Origin of the sequence: Streptomyces sp. BK239, assembly GCF_004217285.1 — a bacterium.
Lineage (GTDB): Bacteria > Actinomycetota > Actinomycetes > Streptomycetales > Streptomycetaceae > Streptomyces.
The window spans coordinates 66,274-80,079 of record NZ_SHKS01000002.1; the positions used below are offsets into that span (position 1 = coordinate 66,274).

Genomic DNA, 13,806 nt, shown 5'->3' on the forward strand with positions numbered 1-13,806 from the left:
CGTCGGAGGCGGAGATCTCCAGAACGGGTTGCATCACCATCACATGGGGATGATGCCGGACCCACTGCTGCACCGCCCGATGATCCGGGCAACGACTGGGACGCCGTCGTCAACGGCCTCCCCCGGCCCTGGAGCTCCGGCGCACTCGAAGGCCAGGTCACCCGCATCAAGCTCATCAAAGGCCGGTCCTGCGGACGAGCGTCCTTCGTCCTCGTGGCTGTCAGTCAGGCGATGACGAAGGCCAGCAAACGCTCGCTCTCCCGTACATCACGGGGAAGGGAAAGACCGAACCGGGTCTCTATCATCGCCAGTGTGCGCCGGTCCCGGTCCTGGTAGGACTCGTCTTCCGTAAGTGCGTACTCGCCGTCGGAGTGCAGCACGCCGGCCGCGACCAGCTCAGGCAGCAGGAGGTCCGGCTGGACGCCCCACCGCCAGCACTCCTCCCCGATCCCAAAGCCACAGACGTCCACGCCGTCTCTTGCATAGGAGAACAGCGCCGGCGGATGGTCCACGGAAGGGTGGAGGTGAACCACCTCCACCCCGTTCCGAGAAATGTCGACGAGTCGTTGCGCACCGTCCCCCAGCCCGTATTCAACGGCGAAGGACCACCCACCGTGCGCACCGACGCGCACGACATCATCGTCGGCCGTCGACAGGTCGAGAACCATGTCCCACGCCTCAGCGTCCGTGATCGGCGAAACGACGGAACCACGTACGCCGCCCATACGCAGGCCCAGCTCCTCGGGCGTGACGCCCCGTGCGAAAACCACGCTGTGTTGCCAGTCGTCTTGCTCCACAAGCCACTGAATGCCGCCACGCACGACGCTCATCCTCCCCCGGCACAGTGCCCTCGTATGTTCGAGCGATTGATCACCTTAGCCAGAGGGTGTGACAGGCCCCACCGCCACAAGATCTGATCTAGTGATCAGCCTCCACCGTCACGAATATCCGCCACAGCCAACTTCCAGGAATCCTCGTCACCTGAGTAGGAAGGTCCATCAGCCCCCTCATACGTGCCGTTGGGCCGTGCGAATTCGCTGGTGGTGGAGCGGCCGGTACGGGATGCTGCACGCGTGATCGAGCGAGAAGCCGCCGTTCGGGCTGTCGAAGAGCAGCTGGAGCGCGAATATCAGCAGTGGCGGGCTGTGAGCGTGGAGGCGGCGCGGATGGCTGTGGTCGACGTCGAGGAGCACGAGCTGGTGTGGATCGTCTCCTGGCAGTCCGAGGACTTCGTACGCACCCGGAACTCGAAGTACATGCTGGTCGGTAACGGGTCGTATCTGGTCGACCGTGTCGACGGGGGACTGCACCAGATCGGCGTCGTCTCCGCGGTAACCGGGGAGTGGGAAGCCGACTACAGGGCTCGGATACGCGGGCTGCCGGTGCGCACTGCAGTGGACGATCTACACGATGCGCTCCGCGGAGTCGCCGCTACGCGCGGACGGATGCATGCTGTGCGGACCCTGCGCCAGCGGCTGCCCATGCTCTCGCCCGCGGAGGCCATCGAATATGTGAGTGCGTTGCTGGATGGTGATGTGCCTGCGCGCCTCGTGGCCGTCGCCACGAAAGAACTCGTGGAGCCTCTCAACCCGGTACTTGCGGTGAAGACGATTCTGAGCGGGGCGGAGATCCGAGCCGGTCAGAGACCGGATGGGTGACGGGAAAGCCAGTCGGCATGCCGATCGCGCACCCGGCCCCGGGTACGGGGGCGGGTGCGGACCAGGCAGACACCTCACGTCGCTAGGCGGAGGCGCGGCGGATCAGGGTGGTGGGCAGGACCGTGCCGGGTCCGGAGGCGGCGGGGTCGTGTCCGCCGTGGAGCAGGAGGCGGGCCATGATCCGGCCCATCTCCTCGATGTCCTGACGGACGGTCGTCAGCGGTGGATCGGTCTGTTCGGCCACGGGCAGCATGTCGTCGAAGCCGACCACCGCCACGTCCTCGGGCACGCGCCGCCCGTGTGCGCGCAGGACGCGCAGGGCGCCCGCGGCGCTGAGGTCGTTTGCGGCGAACACGGCGTCGAGGTCGGGGCTGCGGTCCAGGAGTTCCCGCATCGCGCGCTCGCCGCCGCCGGGGGTGAAGTCGCCCTCCGCCACGAGCCGCCGGCCGGTGTCGCCCATGACGTCGAGGAAGCCCTGGAGACGGTCCGCGGCGGAGGTCTGGTCCAGGGGTCCGGTGATGTGCGCGACCCGGCGGCGGCCCAGGTCGACGAGGTGGCGGACGGCCTCGCGGGCGCCGCCGCGGTTGTCGCTGTCGACGTGGACGACGTCCCGGGTGCCGTCGCTCCAGCCGGGGCGCCCGCCGAACACGGTGGGCACGCCGGCGCCCTGGATCAGACCGGGCAGCGGGTCGTCGAGGTGGAGGGAGAAGACGAGGGCGCCGTCGACATGGCCGCCGGCGAGATAGCGGGCCACCCGGGCATGGTCGTCGCGTCCCTCGGTGAGGAGCAGGACCAGCTGGTTGTCATGGGCCGTCAACTCCTTGCTGATTCCTCGGAGTTGGAGCGCGAAGAAGGGGTCGGCGAAGACCCTGGTCTCGGGTTCGGCGATGACGACGGCGACGGCGTCGTGCCGCCTGGTCACCAGACTGCGGGCGGCCTGGTTGGGGACGTACCCGAGTTCCTCCACGGCCCGCCGGACCCGCTCGACGAGCGGCTCCCTGACGCCGTCGCCGCCGTTGACTACCCGCGAGACGGTGGCCCTGGAGACCCCGGCCCGCGCGGCCACGGCCTCCAGGGTGGGGCGCGGGGCTGTCTCGGTCACTGCGGGGCTCCTCCTCGGTGGGTGTGGGCCAGGATAGCCCCGGCGGGCGACCTGACCGGAGAGCGCTCTCCTACCCGTCCGCGACCGTCAGGAGGGGCTCTTGCGGGCTCGGCTCGGCTGGACCCGTCTGGGCTCCCCCGGCATCTTCGGGTACTCCGGCGGATACGGCAGGTCGCCGAGGCCGTGGTCGTGTTCGTCGCGCCGGGCGAGGTCGAGGAGGGCGTCCAGTGAGTAGGCGTGGTCGTCCATGTCGGCGTGCACGTCGCCGAGTTCGGCGTAGCGGGCCGGCATCGTCGCGATGTCGAAGTCGCGCGGGTGGGCCACGCCGACCTCCTCCCAGCGCAGGGGCGCCGACACGGGGGCGTGCGGGCGGGGCCGTACGGAGTAGGCGGAGGCGATGGTGCGGTCGCGGGCGGTCTGGTTGTAGTCGATGAAGATGCGCTCGCCGCGCTCCTCCTTCCACCACTTGATGGTGACCCGCTCGGGCATCCGGCGTTCCATCTCGCGGCCGACGGCGATGGCGGCGCGCCGGACCTGGGTGAAGGTCCAGCGCGGCTCGATCGGCACGAACACGTGCAGACCGCGGCCGCCGGAGGTCTTGGGCCAGCCGCGCAGCCCGAACTCCTTCAGTACGGAGCGCAGTTCGTGGGCGGCGTGGACGGCGTCGTCGTAGTCGGTGCCGGGCTGCGGGTCGAGGTCGATGCGCAGCTCGTCGGGGCGGTCGACGTCGGTGCGGCGGACCGGCCAGGGGTGGAAGGTGAGCGTGCCGTACTGGGCGGCCCACAGGACGGCGGCCTCCTCGGTGGGGCACATCTCGTCGGCGGAGCGGCCGCTGGGGAAGGTGATGTGGGCGGTCGGGATCCAGTCGGGCATGTTCTTCGGGGCCCGCTTCTGGAAGAAGGACTCGCCGGTGACGCCGTCCGGGTAGCGCTCCAGGGTGGTGGGCCTCTCGCGCAGGGCGCGCAGGATGCCGGGGGCGACCGCCTGGTAGTAGCGGGCGAGGTCCAGCTTGGTGAAGCCGCGCTCCGGGAAGAAGACCTTGTCGGGGCTGGACAGCCGTACGGTCCGGCCGCCCGCCTGAAGTTCCACCGCATCGCCCATGCGAGCCACGGTAGGCGTACCGCCCATGGCTCGCACACCGGGCGGTCGCCGCCGTACCGGAGCAGAATCGGACCATGGATCTGCCGGTCATGCCGCCCGTGAAGCCGATGCTCGCCAAGTCGGTGGCGGTGATCCCGCCGGGCATGCAGTACGAGGCGAAGTGGGACGGGTTCCGGGCGATCGTGTTCCGCGACGGGCCCGACGTCGAGCTGGGCAGCCGTACCGGGAAGCCGCTGACCAGGTACTTCCCCGAGCTGGTGGCGGCGCTGCGGGAGCGGCTGCCCGCGCGGTGCGTGCTGGACGGGGAGATCGTGATCGCGCGGGAGGGGCGGCTGGACTTCGACGCGCTGACCGAGCGCATCCATCCGGCGGACTCCCGGGTGCGCACGCTCGCCGAGCGGACCCCGGCGTCGTTCGTCGCGTTCGATCTGCTGGCGCTGGCCGACGAGTCGCTGCTCACCGTGGGGATGACGGACCGGCGGGCGCTGCTCGCCCGGGCGCTGGCCGGGGTGACGCCGCCCGTGCATCTCGCCCCGGCGACGACCGACGTCGAGGTGGCGCGGCGGTGGTTCGAGGAGTACGAGGGGGCGGGGCTCGACGGGGTGATCGCCAAGCCGCTGACGCTGCCCTACCGGCAGGACGAGCGGGTCATGTTCAAGGTCAAGCACGAGCGCACGGCGGACGTGGTGGTGGCCGGCTACCGGCTGCACAAGAGCGGCCCCGTGGTCGGCTCGCTGCTGCTCGGCCTGTACGACGACCGGGGCGTCCTCCAGCACGTCGGCGTGTCCGCCGCGTTCTCGATGAAGCGGCGGGCCGAGCTGGTCGAGGAGCTGGAGCCGCTGCGCATGGACGACGTGGCGGGCCACCCCTGGGCCGCCTGGTCCGAGGAGGCCGCCCATGAGACGGCCAGGCTGCCGGGCGCGCCGAGCCGCTGGTCGGGCAAGAAGGACCTGTCCTGGGTGCCGTTGCGGCCGGAGCGGGTGGTGGAGGTGGCGTACGACCACATGGAGAACGGCGCCCGGTTCCGCCACACGGCCCGCTTCCGCCGCTGGCGCCCCGACCGCACCCCGGAGAGCTGCACGTACGCCCAGCTGGAGGAGCCGGTGCGCTACGACCTCGCGGAGATCCTGGGCGCGCCGCCCAGGACGCCGCCCGGACCGTGAGACCCGGGCGGCGCTGCGCCTGACGGCGCCGGCTACGGCGTCATGAGGAACTTGACCGCGCCGTCCCGCTTCTGCTGGAACGTCTCGTAGGCCTTGGGCGCCTCCGACAGCGGCACGCGGTGGGTGGCGAAGTCGTCGACGCCGAGCGGGTCCTCGTCGGTGAGGTAGGGGAGGATCTCGTCGACCCAGCGGCGCACGTTGGCCTGGCCCATCCGGATATGGATCTGCTTGTCGAACATGGTGAGCATGGGCATCGGGTCGGCCATGCCGCCGTAGACGCCGGTCAGGGAGAGGGTGCCGCCGCGGCGCACCAGTTCGATGGCGGTGTGCAGGGCGGCGAGCCGGTCGACGCTGAAGCGTTCGGCGAGGAGGCCGCCGATCTTGCGGGGCAGCAGGGCGGAGGCGTTCTGGACGAGGCGCGCCGCGGCGCTGCCGTGGGCCTCGGTGCCGACGGCGTCGATCACGGCGTCGGGCCCGCGCCCGTCGGTCTGGTCGCGGATCGCGGCGACCAGTTCCTTCTCGCTGTCGAAGCTGCGCAGGTCGAACGTCTCGACGCCCCGCGCGCGGGCCCGCCGGAGCCGGTCCCCGACCAGGTCCACGCCGAACACGCGTCCGGCGCCGCGCAGTTGCGCGACCCGGCAGGCCATGTCGCCGATGGGGCCGAGACCGAGCACCGCGACGCTGCCGCCCTCGGGGACGTCGGCGTAGGCGACCGCCTGCCAGGCGGTGGGCAGCACGTCGGAGAGGTAGACGAAGCGGTCGTCGGCCGGGCCCTCGGGGACCTTGATCGGGCCGTACTGCGCCTGCGGGACGCGCAGGTACTCGGCCTGACCGCCGGGCACCGCGCCGTACAGGCGGGTGTAGCCGAACAGGGCGGCGCCCATGCCCTCGCCGGTGACCTGTGTGGTCTCGCACTGCGTGGGCAGGGAGTTCAGGCACATCCAGCAGTTGCCGCAGGCGATCTGGAACGGGACGACGACCCGGTCGCCGGCCTTGAGGTCGGGCACGCCCGGGCCGACCTCCTCGACGATGCCCATGGGTTCGTGGCCGAGGATGTCGCCGGGGGTCATGAAGGGCGTGAGCACTTCGTAGAGGTGCAGGTCGGACCCGCACAGCCCGGTGGACGTGACGCGGATGACGGCGTCCGTCGGTTCCTGGATCGTCGGGTCGGGCACGGTCTCCACCCGTACGTCGCGCTTCCCCTGCCAGGTCACTGCCTTCATCGTGCCGCGCTCCCTCCACCGACTTCGGGGGCCCGCCCCGTCCGGGGCCGGGCCCTGGGTTCGCCCCGGGTACCCGAGGGCCCGGGTGGCGAACCGCGCCGCGGACGTTCCCCTGGGCCGAACGGCCCAGTCAGCGCGAACGATCGGTATCGATCGGGTAGGGCCACCGATGAACGGATAAGCGCACAATCAGGTCATGGAACGGGGTGCGAGGGTGGGCGTGACGACGGAGGACGGCGGGACGGGCCCCGGGCGCAAGGCGCACCGGGGGCGGCCCGTGAAGAGATCGGTGGCCGCCGTGGCCACGGTGGTCGCGGCCGCCCTGGCGGCGGGCTGCTCGGCGCCGGGCGCTCCCGTCGACGACGCCCGCGGCGCGGGCCACGGACCCGCCGGCACCCGGCCGGACGGCGCGGGCCCCGCCCCGGCCGCCCCCTCGCCAGGCAAACCGGAACGCACCCCGGGCGGCGCCGACCGCGACCCCGGCGTGCGAACGACGCCGCCCGCCGGCCCGCTGCTGGCCGTGAAGATCGACAACGTCGGGGCGGCCCGTCCGCAGACCGGCCTGGACGCCGCGGACATCGTGTACGTCGAACCGGTCGAGGGCGGCCTGAGCCGGCTGATGGCGGTGTACGCGACGAAGCTGCCGAAGGCGGTCGGGCCGGTGCGCAGCGCCCGCGAGTCCGACCTCGAACTGCTGCGCCAGTTCGACCGGCCGGTCCTGGCCTTCTCGGGAGCGCAGCGCAAGCTGCTGCCGCTGATCGGCGACGCTCCGCTGAGGGCCGTCACCCCCGACGCGGCTCCGGGCGCCTATTACCGCGGCGCGGACGGCCAGGCGCCGCACAACCTGTACGTACGGCCCGGACGGCTGCTGCCCTCGGCGCCCGGCGCGGCCGCTCTTACCACCGGCTTCCGCTTCGGCGCCGCCCCTGACGGCGGAACGCCGCGGACCTCGCGCACGGTGCGGTACCCGGCCGCCCGCTTCACCTTCGAGTGGTCGCCGGACCGGCGGCGCTGGCTGGTCTCCACCGACGGCCGCGCGACCACGACCGCCGACGGGCGGCGGGCGGCGCCGGCGACGGTGGTCGTGCAGTACATGAAGGTGCGCGCGTCGGCCTACCACGACTCGCTCGGCAACCACACCCCGTACCCGGAGACGGTGGGCGCGGGGAAGGCGGAGGTGCTGCGCGACGGCCGCTCCTACGCGGTGCGCTGGAAGCGGCCGACGGCGGAGGAGGGCACCCGGTTCACGACGAACGACGGCAGACCGGTCGCCTTCGCCCCTGGCCAGGTGTGGGTGGTGTTCGCGAAGGCCCCGTAGCGGGACCGGGCCCTCGATCAGCTCTCCGGGCCGGCCGGCCCCTCGCCGCTCTCCGGGTTGCGCAGCCCCTCCGCCGCGTCCGCGACCCGGCGGAGCAGGTCGAAGAACACCGTCCGCTCCTCGGCGGACAGCGGCGCGAGGAAGACCTGGCTCATCCGGGCGGCGCGCACGGCGAGCCGGCGGTGCGTGCGCGCCCCGTCGTCCGTCAGGCGCAGCAGGGAGCGGCGGCCGTCGCGCGGGTCGCGGACCTTGTCGAGCAGCCCGCGCCGGGTCAGCCGGCTGACGACCTCGGCGACGGTGGAGCGGTCCAGGTTCACCCGCTCCCCCACCGTGCGCTGGTCGAGGCCCGGCTCGGCGACGAGGGCGTTGAGGACGGCGAACTGGGGCGAGGTGGTCTCCTCGGACACCATGGCGTTCCACAGCAGGTGGTGCCCCTGCTGGAGCCGCCGGGCCAGGTGCCCGGGATGGGTGTTCAGGTCCACCGCCGCCATGCGCGCTCCCGAGATCGGATCGTACGTGCACTGAACGATACCCGGGGCCGACCCGGCCGTCTCCCCTCCGGACACCGGTGCTCGTTGACCCCTCCAGCAGGGGTTGACGGTCAGGTCCGGCGGTGGCAGCGTGAAGTGCACCTCGTCGAATCGTCAGTGCCCTGATCGATAGGCCACGGATCAGGCACGCGCGGATCGAGGGTTCGAAGGCCTTGCGGCGCGTCGGCGCGTCCACGAGAGATGGGGCTTGACGGATGGACAAGGTGGTCGCCACGGCCCTGGAGGCGGTGGCCGACGTGCCGGACGGCGCGTCGCTGGCGGTGGGCGGGTTCGGGCTGAGCGGCGTGCCGAACGTCCTCGTGCAGGCGCTGTACGAGCGGGGGGTCACCGGCCTGTCGGTCGTCTCCAACAACTGCGGGGCGATGGAGTCGGGCCTCGCGGTCCTCCTGGCCGCCGGGCGGATCGCCCGGGTCACCGGTTCCTACATAGGGGCCAACAAGGAGTTCGCCCGCCAGTACCTGGCCGGGGAGCTGGAGGTGGAGATGATCCCGCAGGGCACGCTCGCGGAGCGGCTGCGGGCCGGCGGCGCCGGCATCCCCGCCTTCTACACGCCAGCAGGCGTGGACACGCAGGTCGCGGACGGCGGTCTGCCCTGGCGCTACGACGGCGAGGGCGGCGTCGCGCTGGCCTCGCCGGCGAAGGAGGTCCGCGAGTTCGACGGCGCGCGCTACGTCCTGGAGCGCGGTATCCGCACCGACTTCGCGCTGGTCAGGGCGGCGAAGGGGGACCGGTACGGCAACCTCGTCTTCAACCGGTCCGCCCGCAACTTCAACCCGCTCGCGGCGATGGCGGGGCGGGTGACCGTCGCCGAGGTCGAGGAACTCCTCGAACCCGGCGAGATCGACCCGGACGCGGTGCATCTGCCGGGCGTCTTCGTGCAGCGGGTGGTCGCGCTGACCCCGGAGCAGGCGGCCGACAAGAAGATCGAGCGGCGGACGGTCTCGGCGTCCCGCGCGGAGGAGGCGGTGAGCGGCTGATGGCCTGGACACGTGAGGAGATGGCCGCCCGCGCCGCGCGCGAACTCCGCGACGGCCAGTACGTCAACCTCGGCATCGGACTGCCGACCCTGATCCCCAACCACCTGCCGCCGGGCGTCGAGGTGATCCTCGAGTCCGAGAACGGCATCCTCGGGACCGGCCCCTACCCCACCGAGGACGAGGTCGACCCGGATCTGATCAACGCCGGGAAGGAGACCGTGACGGTCCTGCCGGGCGCGTCGTTCTTCGACTCGGCGCTGTCGTTCTCGATGATCCGCGGCGGGCACATCGACGTGGCCGTACTGGGCGCGATGCAGGTGTCCGCGAGGGGCGACCTCGCCAACTGGGCGATCCCGGGGAAGATGATCACCGGGATCGGCGGGGCGATGGACCTGGTGCACGGCGCCCGCACGGTCATCGTCGTCATGAGCCACACCGCGAAGGACGGCAGCCCCAAGATCCTCGACGAGTGCGCTCTGCCGCTCACCGGCAAGGGGTGCGTGGACCGGATCATCACCGACCTCGGCGTCCTGGACGTCACCGGGGACGGGCTGGTGCTGGCCGAGACCGCGCCCGGCGTGAGCGTCGAGGAGGTCGCCGCGCGCACCGCCGCCGAACTGACCGTCGCGGACGCCCTGCGATGAGGGACGTCCACATCGCCGACGCGGTCCGCGCGCCGGCCGGCCGCCGCGACGGGGCGCTCACAGCCGTCCGCCCGGGCGATCCGGGCGTACGCCCGTCCGGCCTGCGGCACCGCGTCCCCCGCCCCCTTCGACCGCTCCCTTCGACGTGACCGCCAGGAAACCGGGACACCCCATGACTCTCACCCAGCACGACATCGACCTGGAGATCGCGGCCGAGCGCGCCGCCTACGAGAAGCGGATCGCCGGCGGGGCACCCGTCGAACACCAGCCGCGCCGCGACTACGCCCCCTACCGTTCCTCCGTGCTGCGCCACCCGAAGCAGCCGCCGGTCACGATCGACGTGGGCACGGACCCGGAGCTGGTCGAGCTGGCCTCCCCCGCCTTCGGCGAACGCGACGTCACCGAGACCGACAACGACCTGACCCGGCAGCACACCGGCGAGCCGATCGGTGAGCGCATCACCGTCTCCGGCCGGCTCCTCGACCGCGCCGGGCGGCCGGTCCGCGGCCAGCTGATCGAGATCTGGCAGGCCAACTCGGCGGGCCGCTACGCCCACCGGCGCGAGCAGCACGACGCCCCGCTGGACCCGAACTTCACCGGCGTCGGCCGCACCCTCACCGACGACACCGGCTCCTACCGTTTCACCACGATCCAGCCGGGCCCGTACCCGTGGCGGCAGCACCTCAACGCCTGGCGGCCGGCGCACATCCACTTCTCGCTCTTCGGCACGGCGTTCACACAACGGCTGGTGACGCAGATGTACTTCCCGGGCGACCCGCTGTTCCCCCACGACCCGATCATCCAGTCGGTGACGGACGACGCGGCCCGGCAGCGGCTGGTCGCCACCTACGACCACGCCCTGTCGGTGCCGGAGTTCTCGATGGGCTACCACTGGGACATCGTGCTCGACGGCCCGCACGCCACCTGGATCGAAGAGGGACGCTGACATGACGAAGATCGACACGGCTCGCCCGGAGACGGTCCTGCCCACCCCGTCGCACACGGTCGGTCCCTTCTACGGCCACGCCCTGCCGTTCCCCGGGGGCGGCGACATCGCCCCGCTCGGCCACCCCGAAACCGTCACCCTTCACGGCTATGTGTACGACGGTGAGGGCCGGCCACTGCCGGACGCCTTCCTGGAACTGTGGGGCGCGGACCCCGAGGGCCGGCTGTCCCGGGTCGACGGCTCGATGCGGCGCGACCCGGCCGGCGGCGGCTACCTGGGCCGTAACGGCGTGGAGTTCACCGGCTGGGGGCGGGTGCAGACCGACGCCGACGGCCACTGGTCCGCCCGCACACTGCGCCCCGGGGCGCGCGGACGCAGCGCCCCCTACCTGAGCGTCTGCGTGTTCGCGCGCGGGCTGCTGGTCCACCTGTTCACCCGGATCTACTTCCCCGAGGACACGGCCGCGCACGCCGCCGACCCGCTGCTGTCCCGGCTCGACGAGGCACGCCGGGCGACGCTGGTCGCCAGGGGCGGCGGGGGCGGCGGGGGCGGCGGCAAGGACGCCTACCGCTTCGACGTCCGCCTCCAGGGCGAGGGCGAGACCGTCTTCCTGGAGTTCCGGTGACCCTTCCGACGTCCGGGCCGGAGGGGACTCCGGCCGTGCCCGACGACGCCGGCCTGCTCGCCCCCGGCCGGGCCGGCTCCCCCGCCGCCTCCGCGACCGGCGACCGCGCCTATCTGCGGGCGCTGCTCGACGCGGAAGCCGCGCTCACCCGGGCCCAGGCCGCGCTGGGGCTGGCCCCCGGGGAGGCCGCGCGTGCGGTGACCGAGGCGGCCGCTTCCGGGGCCTTCGACGTACGGTCCCTCGCGGACCGCGCCCGCGCCGGCGGCAACCCGGTGATCCCGCTGGTCGGGGACCTCACCGAGGCGGTCGGCGCGGAGCACGGTCCGTACGTCCACCGGGGCGCGACCAGCCAGGACATCATGGACACCGCGACCATGCTGGTGGCCCGGCGCACCCTGGACCTGCTCCTGCCCGACCTGGAGCGCACCCAGCGGGCGCTCGCCGGGCTCGCGGCCGGGCACCGGGACACGCCGATGCCGGGGCGCACGCTCACCCAGCACGCGGTGCCCACCACCTTCGGGCTGAAGGCGGCCGGATGGCGGTCGCTGGTCCTGGACGCACGGGACCGGGCGACGGCCGTACGCGACGCCCTGCCCGCCCAACTCGGCGGCGCTGCCGGGACACTGGCCGCGTTCACCGCCTACGGCGCCGAGGACGCGACGGCGCTGCCCGCCGCCTACGCTCGCGAACTCGGGCTCGCGGCACCGCTGTTGCCGTGGCACACCCTGCGGACGCCGATCGCGGATCTCGCCGGGTGCCTCGCCTTCACCGCGGGCGCGCTGGGGAAGGTCGCCGTCGACGTGCTCACGCTCGCCCGCACCGAGATCGCCGAGGTGTCGGAGGGCAGCGGGGGCGGCTCCTCGGCCATGCCGCACAAGGCGAACCCGGTGCGCGCCACGCTGATCGCGGCGGCCGCGCGGCGCGCGCCGCAGCTCGCGGCCGTGCTGTACGGGTCGCTGGTCGCGGAGGACGAACGGCCGGCCGGGTCCTGGCACGCCGAGTGGGAGCCGCTCCGGGAACTGCTGCGGCTGGCCGGCGGCGCCGCCCGGGACGCGGCCGAGCTGACGGAGGGGCTGCGCGTGCACCCCGGCACGATGCGCTCCCATCTCGCTCTCACACACGGGCTGATCGTCTCCGAGCGGCTCTCCGCCGAACTGTCCCGGATCCTCGGGCGGTCCCGCGCGAAGGAGCTGCTCACCGAACTCGCGGCCCGCGCCTACGCCGAAGGCCGCCCCCTCGCGGAACTGCTGCGTGAGCAAGTCGAGTTGAAGGACGTCGACCTGGGTGATCTCACCGACCCCGCCCGCTACACCGGCTCCGCCGGAGCCCTCACCGACCGTGCGCTGGAGCGACGTTGACCAAGGCACTGCTCAACCACCGCGCCGAGGGGCCCGTTTCCGCGCCCGCGCTGCTGCTCGGCCCCTCGCTGGGGACCTCGTACGCCCTGTGGGACAAGGTCGCGCCCGAACTGTCCGCCGCCCACCGGGTGATCCGCTGGGATCTGCCCGGACACGGCGGCTCGGCGGCCGAGTTGATCGGGCCGGGCGCCACCGTCGGGGATCTCGCCGCCCTGGTGCTGGCGCTCGCCGACGCGCTGGGCGTGGAGCGCTTCGCGTACGCCGGGGTGTCGTTGGGCGGCGCTGTCGGCCTGCACCTCGCGGCGCACCACCCCGAGCGGGTGTCCTCGCTGGCGGTGGTCTGCTCCTCGGCCCACTTCAACGGGGCGCAGCCGTGGCGGGAGCGGGCCGCGCTGGTGCGTCGCGAGGGGCTCGCGGAGTTGGCCGCCGGGGCGGACGCCCGCTGGTTCACGCCCGGGTTCACCGTCCCGGAGCTGGTCGCCGACCACCGGGACGCCGACCCCGGGGCGTACGCCGCCTGCTGTGACGCGCTGGCCGCGTTCGACCTGCGGAAGCTGCTGCCGCAGATCTCGGCGCCCACGCTGGCGGTCGCCGGGCGCGAGGACCCGGCGACGCCGCCCGCGCATCTGCGGGAGATCGCGGACGCGGTGCCGGGCGCCGCGCTGGTCGAGATCCCCGGGGCCTCGCACCTGGCGCCTGCGGAGCGGCCGGAGGCGGTGCTGACGGCGCTGCGCGCCCACTTCGACGGGGACGCCCGGCGCGGGACGGAGGTCCGCCGCCAGGTGCTGGGCGACGCGCATGTGGACCGGGCGCAGGCCCGGCAGAGCGCGTTCACGGCCCGCTTCCAGGACTTCATCTCGCGGTACGCCTGGGGGGAGATCTGGACCGACCCGACCCTCAGCCGCCGGGAACGCAGCATGATCACCCTGACCGCACTGGTGGCCCACGGCCACCTCGACGAACTGGCCATGCATGTGCGCGCGGCCCGGCGTAACGGTCTCACCCCGGAGGAGATCGCCGCGGTCCTGCTGCAGACGGCCGTCTACTGCGGCGTCCCGGCGGCGAACGCCGCCTTCGCCACGGCTCAGCGGGTGCTGGCCGAGGAGGGCCCCGCCGACGGCGGCGTCTGAACCGGGAGTG

The 13,806-nt window shown here is 73.0% G+C and carries 14 protein-coding genes; 9 read left to right on the plus strand and 5 right to left on the minus strand.

Going from position 1 to position 13,806, the window contains the following annotated elements:
• Positions 1-224 precede the first annotated feature (224 nt).
• Positions 225-830 (minus strand): DUF6461 domain-containing protein, encoded by a 606-nt coding sequence (locus EV567_RS06195; protein WP_242620695.1) that lies wholly within the window; start codon positions 828-830, stop codon positions 225-227.
• A 243-nt stretch (positions 831-1,073) separates the two neighbouring features.
• On the opposite strand from EV567_RS06195, the gene EV567_RS06200 reads away from it, so the two are divergent.
• Positions 1,074-1,658, plus strand: a complete 585-nt coding sequence (locus tag EV567_RS06200; RefSeq protein WP_130437645.1) for a YrhB domain-containing protein — start codon at positions 1,074-1,076, stop codon at positions 1,656-1,658.
• Positions 1,659-1,740: 82 nt separating this feature from the next.
• Here EV567_RS06200 and EV567_RS06205 read toward each other — a convergent pair whose 3' ends face one another.
• Positions 1,741-2,760 carry a LacI family DNA-binding transcriptional regulator gene (locus EV567_RS06205; RefSeq protein ID WP_130437646.1) on the minus strand — a complete coding sequence of 340 codons (1,020 nt, stop codon included), beginning with the start codon at positions 2,758-2,760 and terminating at the stop codon, positions 1,741-1,743.
• An 87-nt stretch (positions 2,761-2,847) separates the two neighbouring features.
• Positions 2,848-3,861, minus strand: coding sequence for a non-homologous end-joining DNA ligase (gene ligD, locus EV567_RS06210; RefSeq protein ID WP_130437647.1), 1,014 nt, complete (start codon positions 3,859-3,861; stop codon positions 2,848-2,850).
• Positions 3,862-3,935: 74 nt separating this feature from the next.
• Here ligD and EV567_RS06215 point away from each other — a divergent pair, with 74 nt between their 5' ends.
• Positions 3,936-5,024: an ATP-dependent DNA ligase gene (locus EV567_RS06215; protein WP_130437648.1), complete on the plus strand. Its 1,089-nt coding sequence runs from the start codon at positions 3,936-3,938 to the stop codon at positions 5,022-5,024.
• A 32-nt stretch (positions 5,025-5,056) separates the two neighbouring features.
• Here EV567_RS06215 and EV567_RS06220 read toward each other — a convergent pair whose 3' ends face one another.
• On the minus strand, positions 5,057-6,247 hold the full coding sequence (locus EV567_RS06220) for a zinc-dependent alcohol dehydrogenase (protein ID WP_130437649.1): 1,191 nt from the start codon (positions 6,245-6,247) through the stop codon (positions 5,057-5,059).
• Between the two features lie 196 nt (positions 6,248-6,443).
• On the opposite strand from EV567_RS06220, the gene EV567_RS06225 reads away from it, so the two are divergent.
• Entirely contained in the window at positions 6,444-7,565 is a 1,122-nt protein-coding gene (locus EV567_RS06225) for a DUF3048 domain-containing protein (RefSeq protein WP_130437650.1), read from the plus strand.
• 17 nt (positions 7,566-7,582) lie between these two features.
• Here EV567_RS06225 and EV567_RS06230 read toward each other — a convergent pair whose 3' ends face one another.
• Positions 7,583-8,056, minus strand: coding sequence for a MarR family winged helix-turn-helix transcriptional regulator (locus EV567_RS06230; RefSeq protein WP_130437651.1), 474 nt, complete (start codon positions 8,054-8,056; stop codon positions 7,583-7,585).
• A gap of 254 nt (positions 8,057-8,310) precedes the next feature.
• Here EV567_RS06230 and EV567_RS06235 point away from each other — a divergent pair, with 254 nt between their 5' ends.
• The 6 genes from EV567_RS06235 (at position 8,311) to pcaD (ending at position 13,796) form a co-directional block, all read left to right on the plus strand.
• On the plus strand, positions 8,311-9,093 hold the full coding sequence (locus EV567_RS06235) for a CoA transferase subunit A (RefSeq protein WP_130437652.1): 783 nt from the start codon (positions 8,311-8,313) through the stop codon (positions 9,091-9,093).
• Positions 9,093-9,737 (plus strand): CoA transferase subunit B, encoded by a 645-nt coding sequence (locus EV567_RS06240; protein ID WP_130437653.1) that lies wholly within the window; start codon positions 9,093-9,095, stop codon positions 9,735-9,737. Before EV567_RS06235 ends, EV567_RS06240 begins: the two co-directional genes overlap by 1 nt.
• A gap of 172 nt (positions 9,738-9,909) precedes the next feature.
• Positions 9,910-10,683, plus strand: coding sequence for a protocatechuate 3,4-dioxygenase subunit beta (gene pcaH, locus EV567_RS06245; protein WP_130437654.1), 774 nt, complete (start codon positions 9,910-9,912; stop codon positions 10,681-10,683).
• A gap of 1 nt (position 10,684) precedes the next feature.
• Entirely contained in the window at positions 10,685-11,308 is a 624-nt protein-coding gene (pcaG, locus tag EV567_RS06250) for a protocatechuate 3,4-dioxygenase subunit alpha (RefSeq protein ID WP_130437655.1), read from the plus strand.
• Complete coding sequence (gene pcaB / locus EV567_RS06255; protein ID WP_130437656.1) at positions 11,305-12,666, plus strand: 3-carboxy-cis,cis-muconate cycloisomerase; 1,362 nt, start codon at positions 11,305-11,307, stop codon at positions 12,664-12,666. The genes pcaG and pcaB overlap by 4 nt, the downstream gene beginning before the upstream one ends.
• Positions 12,663-13,796, plus strand: a complete 1,134-nt coding sequence (pcaD, locus tag EV567_RS06260) for a 3-oxoadipate enol-lactonase (protein WP_130437657.1) — start codon at positions 12,663-12,665, stop codon at positions 13,794-13,796. Before pcaB ends, pcaD begins: the two co-directional genes overlap by 4 nt.
• The last annotated feature ends 10 nt before the right edge of the window (positions 13,797-13,806 follow it).